Origin of the sequence: Pedococcus bigeumensis, from assembly GCF_039531795.1 — a bacterium.
In the GTDB taxonomy this organism is placed as follows: Bacteria; Actinomycetota; Actinomycetes; order Actinomycetales; family Dermatophilaceae; genus Pedococcus; species Pedococcus bigeumensis.
Genome location: NZ_BAAAQS010000001.1, coordinates 1,128,284 through 1,144,881, shown reverse-complemented (window position 1 = coordinate 1,144,881; position 16,598 = coordinate 1,128,284). Strand labels below are relative to the sequence as shown.

Below are 16,598 nucleotides of genomic sequence, written 5' to 3'. Positions count from 1 at the left end.
CGGACCACGGGCGAGAGCCCAACGGCTCGACATGCTGCTCGGAATCATCGGGTTCTTCGCGTTCATGGCCGTGGTCCAGACGGTCGTCCTGGAAGTCCGCGGGGAGTCGGCGGCAGCGTCCGCCGTGCTCCTCGCGGTCCTCCTGGCAGTCCTCTGGTTCGTCTGGCGGCTGCGGCGCAACACCGGCGTCTAGACCTCGAACGGGGGTGCGAGATGACCACCATCGGCGATGTGGCCAAGGCCGCCGGCGTGTCCGTGGCCACCGTGTCCCGCGCCTTGCGCGGGGTGGACCGGGTGAGCCCCCGCACACGCGACCGTGTGCTCGCCGCAGCCACCGAGCTGCACTACGTCGCCTCCCCCGCCGCGACCAGCCTCGTCTCCGGTCGCACGCGGGGCGTCGGCGTGGTCACCCCCTACTTCAACCGGTGGTTCTTCGCCACGGTCGTCAGCGGCATCGAGAAGGTCCTGCGCGAGGAGGGTTTCCACGTCCTGCTCTGCGACCTCGAGGGACACACCTTCGACACCCGGCTGCCGATCACCCAGACCATGCTCTGGAAGCGCGCCGATGGCGTGATCATCCTCAACGTGCCGCCCACCCCCGCCGAGCGCTCCCTCCTCGACCGCCTCGGTATGCCGGTGGTGACAGTGGGCAACCGACAGCCCGGCTGGCCCTCGGTCCGGATCGACGACCGGGAGGCGATGGCCGTGGCCACGCGCTACGCGATCGAGCTGGGCCACCGCGACATCGGCTACGCCGGCACGGTGCCGGCCTCGATCACCCACCTCCAGACGCCGTTCGACCGGCGGGACGCGTTCGCCAAGGTGATGTCCGACCACGGGCTGGTCTGCCCGCCGGAGTGGACCCTCGAGTGCGACTGGACCGCCGCCGGAGCGGCTGACCACGCCGACCGCCTCTTCGTGCTCCCCCACCTCCCCACCTGCGTGATCGCGGCGTCCGACGAGATGGCCTTCGGGGTGCTCAGTGCCGCTCGACGGCACGGGCTGCGGGTCCCCGAGGACCTGTCGGTGATCGGGATCGACGACCACGTCCACGCCGAGATCTTCGACCTGACGACGGTGCGCCAGGACGTCGAGGCCCAGGGACGCCGCGCGGGCCAGATCATGCTCGATGCGCTCCGGGGCCGGACCGGTGACACCGTCGTGGACGAGGTCCTCGACGTCGAGCTGGTCGTGCGCGGGTCGACGGCGCCCCCACGCGCGGCGAAGCAGCGACGCACCCCGGCGTCGGCCGTCAGCGTCTGACGGCCGACCGCCAGCGGTCGGCGGTCGGCGGTCGGCCGGGCTAGTTGACGCCGCCCTCGCGCTCGCCCAGCTCGGCCGGGTCGCGCAGGTAGGTCTTCTTGGCCCGCAGCGCACGGTTCGCGAACCAGGTGATCGCCCACAGCACGACTCCCAGCGCCAGCAGCCAGCCGGCCACGACGTACTGCTCCGTGTCGCGGCCCGTGAACGGCGTGACGAGGAAGGCGCAGCAGACGCCCGCGATGATGGGGATCACGGTGGGCGTCAGGAAGTGGTCGCTGTCGACGGGGTCCTTGCGCAGCACGAGCACACAGATGTTGACGATGGTGAAGACCCCGAGCAGCAGCAGGGCGGTGGTGCCACCGAGCACGGCGGTCGCCTTGTCGCTGGCGTTGGACACGAAGTAGATCAGGCCGAAGGCCAGCGCCGTGGTGAACAGGATCGCCACCCACGGGGTGCGCCGCTTCGGGTGCACCTTGCCCAGGAACGGCGGTAGCACCTCCTGCTTGGCCATGCCGTAGAGGAGCCGACTGGCCATCAGCATGTTGATCAGCGCCGAGTTGGCCACCGCGAACATCGAGATGAACGGCAGCAGCTTCTCGATCGGGATCCCGGGCGCGGCCGTCTCGACGACCTTGACCAGGGGGGTCTCGCTCTCGCCGAGGAGTCCGACGGGCACGATCGCGACCGCGAACAGGGAGACCAGGATGTAGATGACCCCGGTGATGCCCAGCCCGGTGAGCATCATCCGCGGGAAGATCCGGACCGGGTCCTTGGTCTCCTCGGCCATGTTGACCGAGTCCTCGAAGCCCACCATCGCGAAGAAGGCCAGCGAGGTCGCCGCCGTGACCGCGAAGAAGGCGCTCTTGTCGCTGGGGCTGTCGAACACCATGGTGCGGCTGAAGTCGGTCTTGCCGGCGAACAGCGCGTAGAAGCCGACCATGATGACGAGCAACAGGCCGGAGAGCTCGACCAGGGTGAGCACGACGTTGGCCTTGACGCTCTCACCGACGCCGCGCAGGTTGACCAGCGCCACGAGGGTCATGAACGCCAGTGCCCCGACGAGGATCAGGGTGGTGTCCTTGCTGTCGCCACCGAAGCCTTTGAGCATGTTGGACGCGAAGGCGCGCGAGGCGGTGGAGGCCGACGTGATGCCCGAGCACATCACCGTGAAGCAGACGATGAAGGTGACGAAGTGGAGGCCGAACGCCTTGTGCGTGTAGAGCGCAGCACCCGCCGCCTGTGGGTACTTGGTCACCAGCTCCAGGTAGGAGAAGGCGGTCATGATCGCCACGACGAACGCGACGACGAAGGGCGCCCACGCGGCACCCCCGACCTCCTTGGCCACCGTCCCTGTCAATGCGTAGACGCCGGTGCCGAGGATGTCCCCCACGATGAAGAGCAACAGGAGCTTGGTCCCCATCACCCGCTTGAGCTCGGTGTGCTCCTCGGACCGCTCGACTTCTGCCGTCGCACTCATGGCGTACCCACTCTCGGTCGCGGGGGCCGCCCTTCACGGCCCCTGCAGACCCCCACAGTGGCGTAGAACCCCCGCACGGGCAACGACAAACGCCGCGTATGCCGCGGCTCGGGCACCGCGCGTCGGTGCCGCCGAGGCCGTGGTCGGCGGCGTCGGTCGCAGCAGCGGTCAGGCGTCGATCCGCTCGCGGTCCAGGCCGGCGGCCGAGTCCACGATGAAGTCCTTGCGGGGTGCGACGTCATTGCCCATCAGCAGCTCGAAGACCCGTTCGGCGGCCTCGGCGTCACGCAGGGTCACCTTGCGCAGGGTGCGGTGACGGGGGTCCATCGTCGTCTCGGCCAGCTGGTCGGCGTCCATCTCCCCGAGGCCCTTGTAGCGCTGCAGGGGCTGCTTGATGTTCTTGCCCCGCTTCCCGAGGGAGGCCATCGTCGTGCGCATCTCCTTCTCGGAGTAGGTGTAGATGAGCTCGTTCTTCTTCGAGCCCGGGTTGATGACCTCGATGCGGTGCAAGGGGGGCACGGCGGCATACACCCTGCCGGCCTCGACGAGGGGACGCATGTAGCGGAAGAAGAGGGTGAGCAGCAGCGTGCGGATGTGGGCACCGTCGACGTCGGCGTCGGTCATGATGATGACCTTGCCGTAGCGGGCCACGTCGAGGTCGAAGGACCGTCCGGAGCCGGCGCCGATCACCTGGATGATCGCGGCGCACTCGGCGTTCTTGAGCATGTCCGAGACCGAGGCCTTCTGGACGTTGAGGATCTTGCCGCGGATCGGCAGGAGCGCCTGGTAGTCGCTCGAGCGCGCCAGCTTCGCGGTGCCGAGGGCGCTGTCCCCCTCGACGATGAACAGCTCGGACCGCTCGACGTCGGTGGACCGGCAGTCGGCCAGCTTGGCCGGGAGGCTGCTCGTCTCCAGCGCGTTCTTGCGTCGCTGGGTCTCCTTGTGCAGCCGCGCGCTGATCCGCGACTTCATCTCCGAGACGACCTTCTCCAGCAGCAGGGCGGCCTGGGCCTTCTCGCCGCGCTTGGTGGAGGTGAGCCGCGCGGTGAGCTCCTGCTCCACGACCTTGGCGACGATCGCCCGCACGGCGTTGGTGCCGAGGACCTCCTTGGTCTGACCCTCGAACTGCGGCTCGGCCAACCGCACCGTGACCACCGCGGTCAGGCCAGCCAGGACGTCGTCCTTCTCGGGCTTGTCACTGCCGACCTTGAGCCGCCGGCTGTTGACCTCGAGCTGCTTGCGGAACACCTTGAGCAGCGCCTGCTCGAAGCCGGCCAGGTGGGTGCCGCCCTTGGGGGTCGAGATGATGTTGACGAAGGAGCTGACCTTGGCGTCGTAGCCGGTGCCCCATCGCACCGCCACGTCGACGGCGCACTCGCGCTCGACCGCGGTCGGCGACATGTGGCCGTTGGCATCGAGGACGGGCACGGTCTCGGTGAAGGTGCCGGTGCCCTGGAGGCGCCAGACGTCGGTCACCGCGGCGTCAGGAGCCAGGAACTCGGCGAACTCGGAGATGCCACCGTCGTGGACGAGGGTCTCGACGTGGGTCCCCGACTCCCCTGCCGTGCCCGGCTTGCGTCGCTCGTCACGGATCACCAGGGTCAGCCCGGGGATGAGGAACGACGTCTGGCGGGCGCGCGCGACCAGCCCGTCGTAGTCGAACTCGGCGTCCTTGAGGAAGATCTGCTCGTCCGCCCAGTAGCGGATCCGGCTGCCGGTGACGCCCCGCTTGGTCTTGCCGACGACGGCGAGCTCGCTCGAGCGCTCGTACGGGGTGAACTCGTGGTCAGGGGCCTTGTCGTTGGTGGCCACGTCGGGGAAGTAGCCGGGCTCACCCCTGCGGAAGCTCATCGCGTAGGTGTTGCCCCCGCGGTCGACCTCGACGTCGAGCCGGGCCGAGACGGCGTTGACCACGGACGCCCCGACGCCGTGCAGGCCTCCAGAGGCGGTGTAGGAGCCGCCACCGAACTTGCCGCCGGCGTGGAGCTTGGTGAAGACCACCTCGACACCGGTCAGCCCGGTGCGCGGCTCGATGTCCACCGGGATGCCGCGGCCGTTGTCCCGCACCTCGACCGACCCGTCGCGGTAGAGGACGACCTCGATGTGGTCGCACACCCCGGCCAGGGCCTCGTCCACCGCGTTGTCGATGATCTCCCAGAGGCAGTGCATGAGGCCCCGACCGTCGGTCGAGCCGATGTACATGCCGGGGCGCTTGCGGACCGCCTCGAGGCCCTCGAGGACCTGCAGGTGGTGCGCGCTGTAGTCCGACGTCGACTTGGTGGTCGCGGCCTTCTTGGCGGTGGTGGCGGTGGCCAACGGTGCTGTGCTCCTGTGGTGGGTTCTGGCGACTCCTGCGTGCTCACGCATGCTCATTCGAACTCGGACGAGCTCACACACAGGGCTGGGCCCCACGTTATCTCGCGCCTCCCCCGTCACCGTGCAGGCACGCGGCACCGCGGAGCCACCCACTGCAGCCCCCGATTTCCCATCCACCGGACGCCCGACCTACGAATCCCCCAATGCGACATGAGATGGCCCACATGACGACCCAATACCGACTGGGAAGAACGTGGCGTGCTTGACTGTTGACCACGGCACCGGACGGGCCACACGGGAAATCAATCCCCGGGTGGATCAACCGAAGTTCGGGGTAGGACGTCTCATCAGAGACAACGCGCCCCCGGGCGCAACGAAAGGAAGGCTGACGTGACCACTGCACTGGCACCCTCTATGACCGCGGCCGACCGCTGCGACCGCTGCGGCGCCCAGGCCTACGTGCGCGCTCGCCTTCACGCTGGTGGCGTGCTGCTGTTCTGCGCCCACCACGGACGCGAGCACCTGCCGAAGCTGCGCGAGCACGCCGACATCGTCGACGAGACCGAGCGTCTCAACGAGACCCCCCCGGTCGCTCCGCTCGAGGAGCGGTAGGAACGCGACTCCGGACCTCCTGATGGAGGCCACGCTCTGGGTCCCCGCCGTCCTGATCCTGATCGGGATGGTGGGGATCGTCATTCCGGTGATCCCCGGGCTGCTGCTCTGCCTCGCTGGCGTCCTGGTGTGGGCGTTCGACACGCAGAGCACGGTCGGCTGGTCGGTCTTCGGCGTGTGCGCCGTGCTCTACCTGGCCGGGTTGGCGCTGCAGTATGCCGTGCCCGGTCGCCGCATGCGCGAAGCCGGCGTCCGCCGCTCGACCCTGGTGCTGGCGGTGCTGCTGGCCGTCGTCGGCTTCTTCGTGATCCCCGTCGTGGGGGCCGCCATCGGGTTCGTCGGCGGGATCTTCCTCGTCGAGCTCGGTCACTCGCACGACCGGGCGGCCGCCTGGATCGCGACCAAGGCCGCGCTGAAGGCGGTCTTCCTGTCGATGGGCATCGAGCTGCTCGCCGCCCTGGCCATCGCCGTGACCTGGGTCGTGGGCGTGCTGCTCAGCCGCACCTGACCGGCGTGGTCAGAAGCCGGCGTGGTCAGAAGCCGGCGCGGTCAGACGCCGGCGTGGTCAGAAGCCGGGCGGGTGGAGCTCGTCAGTAGCCGTCGTCGCGGCGCTTGTCCCAGCGCTCCTCGATGCGGTTCATGAACGACCCGCCGGACTTGGACGACTTGGTCTTGCCGGGCGACCTGCCGGGGGTGGAGCGCCGGACGCTGCCGTCCGGCTGGACCGTGCCGAGGGCGGTCTTGCGTCGCGGCGGCGTGAGCGCGAAGGCGACGGCGCCGACCATGACGGCAAAGCCGATGGCGCCGATCCACATGGTGGTGTTCACCCCGACCAGGACGAGTGCCAGACCGGCCACGACACCCACCACGCCGACGGCCATCCGTCGTCGCGCCGAGGCCCGCGCACCGGCACCCTGCATCTGCGAGGCGAACTTGGGGTCCTCGGCATACAGCGCCTGCTCCATCTGCTCAAGCAGCTGCTGTTCGTGCTCGGAGAGCGGCACGGTGACCTCCTGGACATTCGGCGTGCACCCGACTAACGCGTCAAGCCACCGAATCGTTGCCTGCCGAGGCATCGTTGCCGGTCAGTGGCCTTCCGCTGACCTCTTCAGGATATGTCGCCGCGCGGTGTTGCACTACCCGTTCTCAGGGTGAGGTCTGGCCTTCTCGGACTCGACGGCAGCCTGTCGCCCGCGCCGCCTGTCGCGTTCGCGGTCGCTGATCAGGCTGGCCGGGCGGACGCTGCCCGCCCCGAACCGGGCACTGGCCCGGTCGACGGCACGGTCGGCGTCACGCCAGCCGTGGTCGGGCTCGTCGAGGGTGCCCTGGATCGGGGCGCCCTCGCTCTCCACGAGGCCCTCCATCCGCACCCCCACCAGGCGGATCCTGGCCCGCTGCAGGCCCAACGCGTCATAGAGCCCCTTGGCCGTGTCGAAGATCTCGCGACTGACGTCGGTGGGGTCACGCAGCGTGCGGCTACGGGTGATGGTGGTGAAGTCGGAGAACCGCACCCTGATCGTGACGGTCCGCCCGAGCATCCCGGCCGACCGCACGCGCGCCGCGGTCCGGTCGCTGAGCTTGAGCAGCTGACGGTGGATGTAGGCGGGGTCGTCGACGTCGAACTCGAACGTCTCGTCCGAGCCGATGCTGCGCTCACGGCGCTGGACCTCGACGTGGCGGGGGTCCCGACCCCACGACAGGTCGTGCAGGTGCGGGCCGGCGCTCTCGCCCAACGCCCGGCGCAGGGTGTCGACCGGCGTGTGGGCGATGTCGGCGACGGTGTGCAGGCCGAGTCGAAGGAGCGCCTCCTCGGTCTTGTCACCCACCCCCCACAGCGCGCCCACGGGCAGCTGCTGCACGAAGGTCACCACCTCGTCACGAGGCACGATGACCATCCCGTCGGGCTTGGCCAGGCCGGAGGCGAGCTTGGCCACGAACTTCGTCGGGGCGACCCCGACCGAGCAGGTGATGCCCTGCTCGTCGTGGATGGTGTCGCGGATCAGCTGACCGATCCTGGCCGGGTTGCCGAGCCGCCGGATCGCCCCGGACACGTCGAGGAAGGCTTCGTCGAGGGACAGCGGCTCGACGACCGGGGTGATGGTCTCGAAGGTCGCCATCACCGCTGCGGAGATCGCGCTGTAGAGGGCGTGGTCGGGCGCCACGACGGTCGCGGTGGGACACAGCCGTCGGGCACGAGCCATGGGCATGGCGGAGGCGACGCCGAACTTGCGCGCCTCGTAGGTGGCGGAGAGGACCACCCCGCGGTTGCCCCCGCCACCGATGATGACCGGGGTCCCGACCAGCTCAGGACGGCTCAGCAGCGAGGCCGAGGCGTAGAAGGCATCCATGTCGACGTGCAGCACCGTGCACCCGGTGTCGTCCGGGGGGTGTTCGTCGCCGCGCTGGGGAAGCGCGTACTGGCGTCGGCTCATCTCGGTGGCCTCGTGGTCCGCACCCTGGCGCCGTCAGCGTCGGGCGAGGACGTGTACCGCGGCGCCGAGCTGTCCGAGGAAGGCGAAGTCCGGGTGGCCGGTCACGGCCTCCTCGAGCTCGAGCAGGGCGATCCGGTCGGCGTCCGAGTCGATGAAGGCCGACGGGACCAGGTCGCTGAACACGCGCACGCCGTGCACGTCCTCCACGACCAGCCCGGTCTGCTCGACCAGGGCACGCAGCGCCGCCTCGTCGAACCGTCGTGGCAACGGGTCGGCCCCGCCCCATCGGCCGTCCGGCGAGGTCAACGCCGTGTGCGCCTGCGCGAACTGGCCGGCCAGCGCCCGCGCGAGGACCGCCGCGAGCCGCCCGGCCGCCACCAGGCTGAGGTAGCCACCGGGGGCAAGCACCCCGGCCAGCGCGGCGAGGGTGGCCGCCGGGTCGTCGACGACCTCGAGGGTGCCGTGGCAGCAGACCAGGTCGACCTGCTGGTCGCCGACGAGGGTGGCGAGCGAGTCCGCATCGCCCTGCAGGGCGACGACCCGGTCTGCGACGCCCCGCTCGGCACTGCGCCGCGACAACGAGGCCAGGGCGTCCGGGCTGGGGTCGACGACCGTCACCTGGTGGCCCAGCTCGGCCAGCGGGACCGCGAGCCCGCCGGTGCCGCCACCGAGGTCGAGGACCCGCAGGGGGCGACCGAGCTCGCCCTGCCGGCGCTCGATGAGGCTGCGGACCGAGGCCCACACCGCCGAGGTCCGCAGGGCCGTCTCGACGCCGCCGCGCCGGTGCCGCCACTGCTCTTCGGCCACGACGGCCACCTCCTGTGCTGGTCTGCGGGTGCTCCGGCCAGCCTAATGGCCTGAGCTGCCGGGGCTTGAGTGCCAGAGCTTGCGTGGCGGGCTGAACTGCTCCGCCTCCCTGCCGTCGGGCACGACCACCCCCTGACCCAGCCGGTGCGAACCCCGCACGTCCTCGCCGGGAGGGCGGATGTCGGCGTAGGGGGACTGCCGGAACCCGGAGGCGTGGACCAGCACCCGCCGCCCTGCGCCCACCTGGTCCTGGTGGGCCGCCTCCAACGCCTCCGCCTGCTCGGTGGCGGCGCGCTCCGTCGCCTCCATCGCGGCATACACCGCCTCGAGGCCGCCACTCAGCCACGCCTCCCACAGCGGGGTCAGCTCCCAGGCCCCGGTCGCTCGCAGCGAGACACCTCGAGGGCCGGTGCGTCGCACCACTCCCCTCACGAGCAGCATCCACGAGTGGAACACCGTGGCGGCATAGGGCCCTTGGACGTCCTCGAAGAAGGTCGCGTCGACCGGACCCGTGGAGTCGTCGAGGGTCAGGAAGACCACCCTTCGGCCGGTGCGGATCGGCGGCGTCTGGGTGGCCACCTTGACCCCGCACGCCCACACGGTCGACCGGCTGCGGGCCCGCAACAGGTCACGACTGCGGGTCACCCCCAGGGCGTCGAGCATCGGCGCGTAGAAGGCGACGACGTGGGCGCTGGCGTCGAGGCCGAGGATGTCGAGCTCGGCCCGGATGCGTTCGGGACCGGACAGCTCGGGCAGGCCGGTGCCGCTGGTGAGCTCGGGCCGGTCGCCGAGGTCGAGCGCGAGCTGGGTCGGCTGCTGGTCGGCCGCGCGGACCGGCAGGGCGCCCTGGGACTGCGCGGCCGCCCTGGCCCGCACCTCACCGGTCTCGAGGGCCTGGTCCGACGGGACAGCGTTGGCTGCCCTCCCCCGGCGCGGCGCCGCCCGTCTCGCCGAACGGTCGAGGGCCCGTCCGTAGCGGTCGAGCTCGGCGACGTGGAGCAGCAGGTCGCGACGGGTGGTGCGGCCCCGGCGCCCGAGCCCCCCGGCACCGATCCCGGCGGACTCGACCCGCATGCCGTAGAGGCTGTCGAAGCCGCCGGCCAGGACGAGGCGCTCGGCGACCGGCCGCGAGACGTGGGCGCGGTGCCAGAAGTCGGCCAACCCGGCGTAGGGCTGGCCCGCCACGATGCGGGCCACCTCTGCGTCGTTGATGCCCCGCACGTCGGCGAGGGACAGCCGGATGCCGTAGTTGCTGGCATCGGGCAGGTCGGGATGCGGCGGGACGAACCCGGACGGGTCGACCTCACCGGACGGGTCGACCTCACCGGACGGGTCGACCTCACCGGAAGGGACGAGCTCACCGGACGGGTCGACCTCGCCGGGAGGGCTGTCGTCCAGCCGCTCGATGCGATAGCTGCCGGTGGAGACGTTGACGTCGAGCCCGAGCACGGCGATGCCGAGGCTCCGGGCGTCGTCGAGGATGAGCCGCTTGGGGTACATCCCGGGGTCGTGGGTGAGCACTCCAGCGAGGAACGCGGCGGCATGGTGGGTCTTCAGCCACGCCGAGTGGTAGGTGGGCAGCGCGAAGGCCGCGGCGTGGGCCTTGCAGAAACCGAACGACGCGAACGCCTTGAGCACCTCCCAGATCCGGTCGACGTCGGCCGGGGCGTAGCCTCGCGCCCTCGCCGCGGGCCGCCACCAGGCTTCGATCTCGCGCTGGCCCTTGGGGGTGCCGAGGGCACGGCGGACCTCGTCGGCCTGGGCCAGTGACACGCCGGTGGTCTCGGCGACGATCATCAGCACCTGCTCGTGGAAGACGACGACCCCCTCGGTCTCGCGCAGCGCCTCGATGAGCGTGGGGTGCAGGTAGCTGACCTCCTTCCACCCGTGCCGGGCCTCGAGGAAGGGCGTGATCATGTCGGACTTCACCGGACCGGGCCGGAACAGCGAGATGTCGATGACGAGGTCCTCGAACCGCTCCGGCCCGAACTTGCCGATCAGCTCGCGCTGCCCCGGGCTCTCGATCTGGAAACAGCCGAGGGTGTGGCTGGTGCGGATCAGTCGGAAGGTCGCCTCGTCGTCGAGCGGCACCTGGGCCTGGTCGTCGAGGTCGACCTGCACCCCGTCGACCCGGGCGACCTCGGCCACCGCGTGCGCCATCGCCGACTGCATGCGGATGCCGAGGACGTCGAGCTTGAGCAGCCCGAGCGTCTCGACGTCGTCCTTGTCGAACTGGCTCATCGGGAACCCCAGCCAGCTCGCCTCGACCGGCGTGCGGTCGAGCAGGCTGCCGTCGGACAGGATCACCCCGCACGGGTGCAGCGCGATGTGGCGGGGCAGTCCGTCGAGCCGCTCGACGAGGTCGAACAGGGCTCGCAGTCGTGGGCTGTCCAGCCCCCGGGCCCGCAGCTCGGGCAGCTCGGCGATGGCATTGCGCGCGTCGCGGGCCCTGATGTGCGGGAACGCCTTGGCGATCTCGTCGATCTCCACCGGCGGCAGCCCGAGGGCCGATCCGACGTCGCGGATGGCGTGGCGGACCTTGTAGGTGTCCATCATCGAGACGCAGGTGACCCGTTCACCGCCGAACCGGTCGAGGATCCGCTCGTAGACCTCGGTGCGCCGGGCCGACTCCACGTCGATGTCGATGTCGGGCAGCTCGGCGCGCAGTGGTGAGCAGAACCGCTCCATCAGCAGGCGGTAGCGGATCGGGTCGACCCCGCTGATGCCGAGCAGGTAGTTGACCAGCGACCCGGCCCCCGACCCGCGGGCGGCGACCCGCACCCCCATCTCGCGGATCAGGTCGACGACCTGGGCGACGGTGAGGAAGTAGGTCGGGTAACCGAGCTCGGCGATCACCTTGAGCTCGTCGCTGAGCCGGCTCTCGATCGCCATCAGCTCGTGGTCGCTGGCGCCGGGGTAGCGCCAGGCCACCGCGCCGCGACACCGTTGCTCCAGCATGACCTGGGCGCTCATGCCCGGCTCCACCCCCAACCGCTCGGGCTCGGGCAGGTGGATCGAGCCGATGCCGAGGTCGTGGCGTGCGCTCTGGGCGCACCCGAGACCGAGGGCCAGGGTGCGGTCGACCAAGGCGTCGGCGCGCGCCCGGTCGCCACCGGCGACCTCGCGGGCGATGGCGTGCATCGTGTCGGTGCTCGCGAGGTGGGCGGCGTCGGTGACCCGGTCGAGGTGCCGGGTGTCGAGGGCGACCAGCCGCCGTGCGGCGTCGAGCACGTCGACGACCGCCGACTCCCCCGGCTCGACGTGGCGCACTGCCGCGGTGAGCACTGCCGGGACGCCCTGCTCGTCGGCGAGCCCGAGCAGTCGCCGGGCATGGCTGCGCGAGGCGGGGGTGCCCTCGGGCCCCCCGTGGCAGACCACCTCGACGACGAGGGCATCGGGGGGCAGCCGCCGCCGCCAGCTGCTCAGCAGCTCGCGCGCCAGGTCGGTGCGTCGCGCCAGCAGCGCGCGACCCACGTCGGAGTCGGGACCGAGCAGCACCACGAGCGGGCTGGGCTCTCCTCCGCGGAGCTCTCCTCCCCGGGAAGCTCCTCGTGGGTCTCCTCCTGGCTGTCCACCCCCGCACGCACCGGCCAGCACCGCGACAGAGCTCACCGGCACCCCGCGCTCCCCTCGCAGGTGGGTCTGCGTGACCAGCCGGCACAACGCCGCCCAGCCCACCCCGGCAGGCACCCCGGCTGCGCGCCCCCGCGCGAGGACGGTGACCCGTGGGTGGCGGGCATCGCGCTCGGCACCACCGCGGACCGGCGTCCGGGTCGGGGTGGGAGTGGAGGAGGTGAGAGAGGAGGAGGTGGGAGTGGGAGGCGGGTGCGCCCCCGACGCGGCGGGATGCGCAGCGTCCGGGCCCACTGCGAGGTCGACGCCCAGGACGGGGGCGATCCCGGCGGCGGTGGCTGCCTGGACGAACCGGACCGCGCCGTAGAGACCGTCGCGGTCGGTCAGGGCGAGGACCGGCTGGCGGTGCTGGGCGGCGCGCTCGACGAGGGCCTCGGGGGGCGCCGTGCCGTAGCGCATCGAGAACCCCGACGCGACGTGCAGGTGGGCGAACTCGGCGCTCATGGCGCCGCCCTCGCGCCCGTGGTGGCGAGGTCAGGTGTCGTCGTGGCCAGGGCAGGTGTCGTCGTGGCCAGGGCAGGTGTCGTCGTGGCCAGGGCAGGTGTCGTCGTGGCCAGGGCAGTGGGCACCAGCAGGTGGTCCTGGGACGACACGGTCACCGGTAGACCGAGGGTGTGACAGACGAGGTCGAGGAAGAGCTCGGACTGACGCAGCACGTCATCGGCCTCCCGTGCGCTGTGGCCGTGGTGGCGACGGGCGCCGACCACCTCGAAGAACCCCGCCCACTCGGACAGCTCGGGTGCGACCGTGGGCAGCAGCTCCCACAGGCTGCGCGGACCCGACTGGCCCGTGGGTGGACGACTGGAGGTGCGGGTGGCGACCACGGCGGCGGCAGCCCGCAGCGCCCCGAGCTGGGCCTGGTCGTAGCGCCGGGCGACCTCCTGGCTCTGGCAGGCCTCGAGCAGTGAGTGCCGGGCCCGGTCCAGCAGGTCGAGCGTGGCAGCGGCTCCCGTGGTCGTGCTCGTCGCCCCCATCAGTCGGCGACCCTCAGCAGCCGCCACTGGCTGCCGTGGTCGGCACCCAGGTCGTAGACCCCCACCCCGCAGAGGCGGCCGGCGCTCGCCTCGACCCGCCAGACCTGCCGCTCGCGGGCATCGGTGAGCACGTCGCTGCCACCGTCACGCTCCCGGGCGTCGCGCCACCACGGGCGGCGTTCCTGCCAGCGGTCGAGCACGGCCCGCACGACATAGAGCCGGCCGCGCCAGACAAAGGCCTCGGGCCCGACGGCGCCCACGTCCTCAGCGCCTCCCAGACCGAGGGTCAGGTCGTCACGAGCTCCCTCACGGACCTCGATGGTCTCTTCGTAGCGGCGAACCACGGGATGCTCCTTCACTGGTCGGTGTTGGTCAGGCGGTGGGTGATCAGGCGGGGTGGAAAAGGGCATGGCGCAGCACCGTCGAGGACAGGCGCGACGTCGCATTCAGGTGTTGCGCTCTGGCCCTGTGAAGGGCGGGGTCGAGGCGCCTGATCACAGGGCCAGAGCCGCAGTGCTCCGCGGGCGACTGCATGTCACGATGTGGAGCCGTGAAACGCAGTGTCGTGACCGGTGATGCCGGTCTCGCCGTGAACCACATTCGAACAGGTGTTCGATGAGAAGAACCGTACACCCCGCCACGGACAGCCCGTCAACCCCCGCCGGACGACTGGTGACAGCGCCGCGCGAGCGGCCCTAGTCTTCGGCCATGACCGTGCCCGAGGTGCCGACCCAGGGGGTGACCACCCCCTCCGACGTCACACCCTCCGAAGCCGCGCCGTCCGCCGCCGCGCCGTCCGCCACCCCACTGACCGCCGCCGACCTGACCGGGCACCCCGCCGTGCGGCGAGTGCTCGACACCCTCGCCCTGCACCAGGTCGTCCCCCAGGTCGTCAGCCTTCCCGACGCCGTCCGCACCGCGGCCGCCGCGGCCGCCGCCCTGGGCATCACCCCGGCCGAGATCGCCAACTCCCTCATCTTCCGCGCCCACGCCCCCGACCAGAGCATCAGCCCGGTGCTCATCCTCACCTCGGGCGCGCACAAGGTCGACCTCGTCAAGGTCGCCGAGCTGGTCGACGACATCGACCACCTCGACCGCGCCGACGCCGACTTCGTCCTGGCGACCACCGGGTTCACGATCGGCGGCGTGGCGCCCGTTGGCCACGTCGTCCCGATCCGCACCTTCGTCGACGTCTCCCTCAGCCGGTACCGCCACGTGTGGGCCGCCGCCGGGCACAGCCACACCGTCTTCCGGACCACCTACGAGGAGCTGCTCCGCGTCACCGGCGGACACGCGATCGAGGTCGCCTGAGCGAGCCGCGTCACGGCATACCGGGGGTTGCGACCTGGTCACGCGCCACCTGGTGGACGCACAGGACGTTGCCGTCGGGGTCCTTGAACCATGCGGCCTTCTCGCCACCCATCTCGGCGATGTGGTCGACGGTCTTGAGGTCGGGCAGGTCGTAGTCCTCGAACACGACGCCCCGGGCCTCGAGGTCCGCGACCTCCGCGGCGACGTCGTCGACCTCCCAGGTCAGGGCGGTGCTGGGGTTCTGCGTCCCGGCCTCACGCGGGAGCAGCATCAGCATCGCGCCACCGCTGAGCTGGTACATCAGGCTGCCTTCGTCGTTCGTGCCGAGGTACGGCAGGTCCAGCCGGTCGTAGAAACCCTTGGCGCGATCGATGTCCGCGACAGGAAGCAGCGCCGCAACTGCGCTCGTGGCCAATGACATGACGAGCACCTCCTTCAGGCGTTTCCAGCGTGCCCCCGGTCCGGTTGCTGGTGCTCCACCAAAGCGCGCAGCACAAGTCGGCACAATGGGCGCATGACCACCCCGAAGCCCGTCGAGTGCTGGCTCACCGACATGGACGGCGTCCTCGTCCACGAGGAGAGCGTCATCCCCGGGGCGCCCGAGTTCATCGCCGCACTGCAGGAGTCGGGCACGCGGTTCCTCGTCCTGACGAACAACTCGATCTTCACCCCGCGCGACCTGCGGGCCCGCCTGCTCGCCAGCGGCATCGACGTGCCCGAGGAGTCGATCTGGACCTCGGCCCTCGCGACCGCGCAGTTCCTGGCCGACCAACGGCCCGGGGGCACCGCGTTCGTGGTCGGTGAGGCCGGCCTCACGACGGCGCTGCACGAGGTCGGCTACACGATGACCGAGCGCAACCCGGACTACGTGGTCCTGGGCGAGACCCGCACCTACTCGTTCGAGGCGATCACCAAGGCGATCCGGCTCATCGAGGCCGGTGCCCGCTTCATCGCCACCAACCCCGACGTCAGTGGACCCAGCCCCCACGGCATGCTGCCCGCCACCGGCTCGGTCGCGGCCCTGATCAGCGCAGCCACCGGCCACCAGCCCTACTTCGTCGGCAAGCCGAACCCGCTGATGATGCGCAGCGCGCTCAACCGGATCGACGCGCACTCCGAGTCGACGGTGATGATCGGCGACCGGATGGACACCGACGTCATCAGCGGGCTCGAGGCGGGGCTGCGCACGGTCCTCGTGCTGACCGGCTCCACGCGCCCGGAGCAGGTGGGCCGCTTCCCCTACCAGCCCACGCGCGTCGTCGACTCCATCGCCGACGTCGTGCCCCTCGTCGCCGAGCTGCGACCCTCAGCGCCGGGCTGAGTCCCCGGCCGACGCGCGTATGCCGCGGGGCCGGGTCAGCGGGCGCTGCCGAGAATGCTGTCGAGCAGACCCGGGAAGGTCGCATCCAGCTCTTCGCGACGCAGTGACACCAGCCGCTCGCGCCCCCGCGGCTCGTTGCGGATCACCCCTGCCTCGCGCAGGACCTTCATCAGGTGCGACTTCGTCGACTTGGGCAGGGCCGGGTTCGTGGCACCGCACTGGGCCATCTCGAGCGGGCCGTCCGCGAGGTCGCGGACGATCTGCAGCCGGGCGGGGTCGCTCAGCGCGAACAGCACGTCGGTGAGTGTCACGTCGGCGATGTCGGGGTGCGCAAGCACCTGGTTGGCGGGCATGGTTCGATAATACTCGAACCAATTTGCGGGAATCGGGAATGCCCCGACCGGAACGACAGTTCGACAAATATCGAACCGTTGTTCCGTCCGAGAGGCTCG

At 70.9% G+C, this 16,598-nt stretch carries 16 protein-coding genes; 6 read left to right on the top strand and 10 right to left on the bottom strand.

From position 1 onward, the window contains the following. Positions 1-31 precede the first annotated feature (31 nt). Both ABD262_RS05490 and ABD262_RS05485 read left to right on the top strand, forming a co-directional pair. Positions 32-193 (top strand): hypothetical protein, encoded by a 162-nt coding sequence (locus tag ABD262_RS05490; protein WP_344132342.1) that lies wholly within the window; start codon positions 32-34, stop codon positions 191-193. Between the two features lie 20 nt (positions 194-213). Further along, entirely contained in the window at positions 214-1,263 is a 1,050-nt protein-coding gene (locus tag ABD262_RS05485; RefSeq protein WP_344132340.1) for a LacI family DNA-binding transcriptional regulator, read from the top strand. A gap of 40 nt (positions 1,264-1,303) precedes the next feature. Here the strand turns inward: ABD262_RS05485 and ABD262_RS05480 are convergent, their stop codons facing one another. Together ABD262_RS05480 and ABD262_RS05475 are read right to left on the bottom strand one after the other, a co-directional pair. Next, positions 1,304-2,740, bottom strand: a complete 1,437-nt coding sequence (locus ABD262_RS05480) for an APC family permease (RefSeq protein ID WP_344132337.1) — start codon at positions 2,738-2,740, stop codon at positions 1,304-1,306. Between the two features lie 168 nt (positions 2,741-2,908). Continuing rightward, a complete protein-coding gene (locus ABD262_RS05475; protein ID WP_425564797.1) occupies positions 2,909-5,107 on the bottom strand; it encodes a DNA gyrase/topoisomerase IV subunit B in 2,199 nt (732 codons plus the stop codon). A gap of 339 nt (positions 5,108-5,446) precedes the next feature. Here ABD262_RS05475 and ABD262_RS05470 point away from each other — a divergent pair, with 339 nt between their 5' ends. Continuing rightward, positions 5,447-5,668, top strand: coding sequence for a DUF7455 domain-containing protein (locus ABD262_RS05470; protein ID WP_344132331.1), 222 nt, complete (start codon positions 5,447-5,449; stop codon positions 5,666-5,668). A gap of 22 nt (positions 5,669-5,690) precedes the next feature. Further along, complete coding sequence (locus ABD262_RS05465; protein ID WP_344132328.1) at positions 5,691-6,176, top strand: DUF456 domain-containing protein; 486 nt, start codon at positions 5,691-5,693, stop codon at positions 6,174-6,176. Between the two features lie 82 nt (positions 6,177-6,258). On the opposite strand, the gene ABD262_RS05460 is transcribed toward ABD262_RS05465, so the two are convergent. The 6 genes from ABD262_RS05460 to ABD262_RS05435 form a co-directional block, all read right to left on the bottom strand. Beyond that, positions 6,259-6,672: a DUF3040 domain-containing protein gene (locus ABD262_RS05460; RefSeq protein ID WP_344132325.1), complete on the bottom strand. Its 414-nt coding sequence runs from the start codon at positions 6,670-6,672 to the stop codon at positions 6,259-6,261. A gap of 132 nt (positions 6,673-6,804) precedes the next feature. Then, positions 6,805-8,100: a DNA polymerase IV gene (gene dinB / locus ABD262_RS05455; RefSeq protein ID WP_344132322.1), complete on the bottom strand. Its 1,296-nt coding sequence runs from the start codon at positions 8,098-8,100 to the stop codon at positions 6,805-6,807. A 33-nt stretch (positions 8,101-8,133) separates the two neighbouring features. Beyond that, the gene (locus ABD262_RS05450) at positions 8,134-8,907 is read right to left on the bottom strand and encodes a methyltransferase domain-containing protein (protein ID WP_344132320.1); all 774 of its coding nucleotides are present in this window, start codon (positions 8,905-8,907) and stop codon (positions 8,134-8,136) included. 42 nt (positions 8,908-8,949) lie between these two features. Next, on the bottom strand, positions 8,950-12,984 hold the full coding sequence (locus tag ABD262_RS05445; RefSeq protein WP_344132317.1) for a DNA polymerase III subunit alpha: 4,035 nt from the start codon (positions 12,982-12,984) through the stop codon (positions 8,950-8,952). Then, complete coding sequence (locus ABD262_RS05440; RefSeq protein WP_344132314.1) at positions 12,981-13,514, bottom strand: SAV_6107 family HEPN domain-containing protein; 534 nt, start codon at positions 13,512-13,514, stop codon at positions 12,981-12,983. The genes ABD262_RS05445 and ABD262_RS05440 overlap by 4 nt, the downstream gene beginning before the upstream one ends. After that, positions 13,514-13,858 carry a DUF6504 family protein gene (locus ABD262_RS05435; RefSeq protein WP_344132311.1) on the bottom strand — a complete coding sequence of 115 codons (345 nt, stop codon included), beginning with the start codon at positions 13,856-13,858 and terminating at the stop codon, positions 13,514-13,516. Before ABD262_RS05435 ends, ABD262_RS05440 begins: the two co-directional genes overlap by 1 nt. Positions 13,859-14,222: 364 nt before the next feature. Between ABD262_RS05435 and ABD262_RS05430 the strand changes: the two genes are divergently transcribed. Next, positions 14,223-14,825, top strand: coding sequence for a YbaK/EbsC family protein (locus ABD262_RS05430; RefSeq protein WP_344132308.1), 603 nt, complete (start codon positions 14,223-14,225; stop codon positions 14,823-14,825). Positions 14,826-14,835: 10 nt separating this feature from the next. Here the strand turns inward: ABD262_RS05430 and ABD262_RS05425 are convergent, their stop codons facing one another. After that, positions 14,836-15,246 (bottom strand): VOC family protein, encoded by a 411-nt coding sequence (locus tag ABD262_RS05425; protein WP_344132305.1) that lies wholly within the window; start codon positions 15,244-15,246, stop codon positions 14,836-14,838. Positions 15,247-15,339: 93 nt separating this feature from the next. On the opposite strand from ABD262_RS05425, the gene ABD262_RS05420 reads away from it, so the two are divergent. Continuing rightward, on the top strand, positions 15,340-16,146 hold the full coding sequence (locus ABD262_RS05420; RefSeq protein ID WP_344132302.1) for an HAD-IIA family hydrolase: 807 nt from the start codon (positions 15,340-15,342) through the stop codon (positions 16,144-16,146). 35 nt (positions 16,147-16,181) lie between these two features. Here the strand turns inward: ABD262_RS05420 and ABD262_RS05415 are convergent, their stop codons facing one another. Beyond that, on the bottom strand, positions 16,182-16,499 hold the full coding sequence (locus ABD262_RS05415) for an ArsR/SmtB family transcription factor (protein WP_344132299.1): 318 nt from the start codon (positions 16,497-16,499) through the stop codon (positions 16,182-16,184). Between the last annotated feature and the right edge of the window lie 99 nt (positions 16,500-16,598).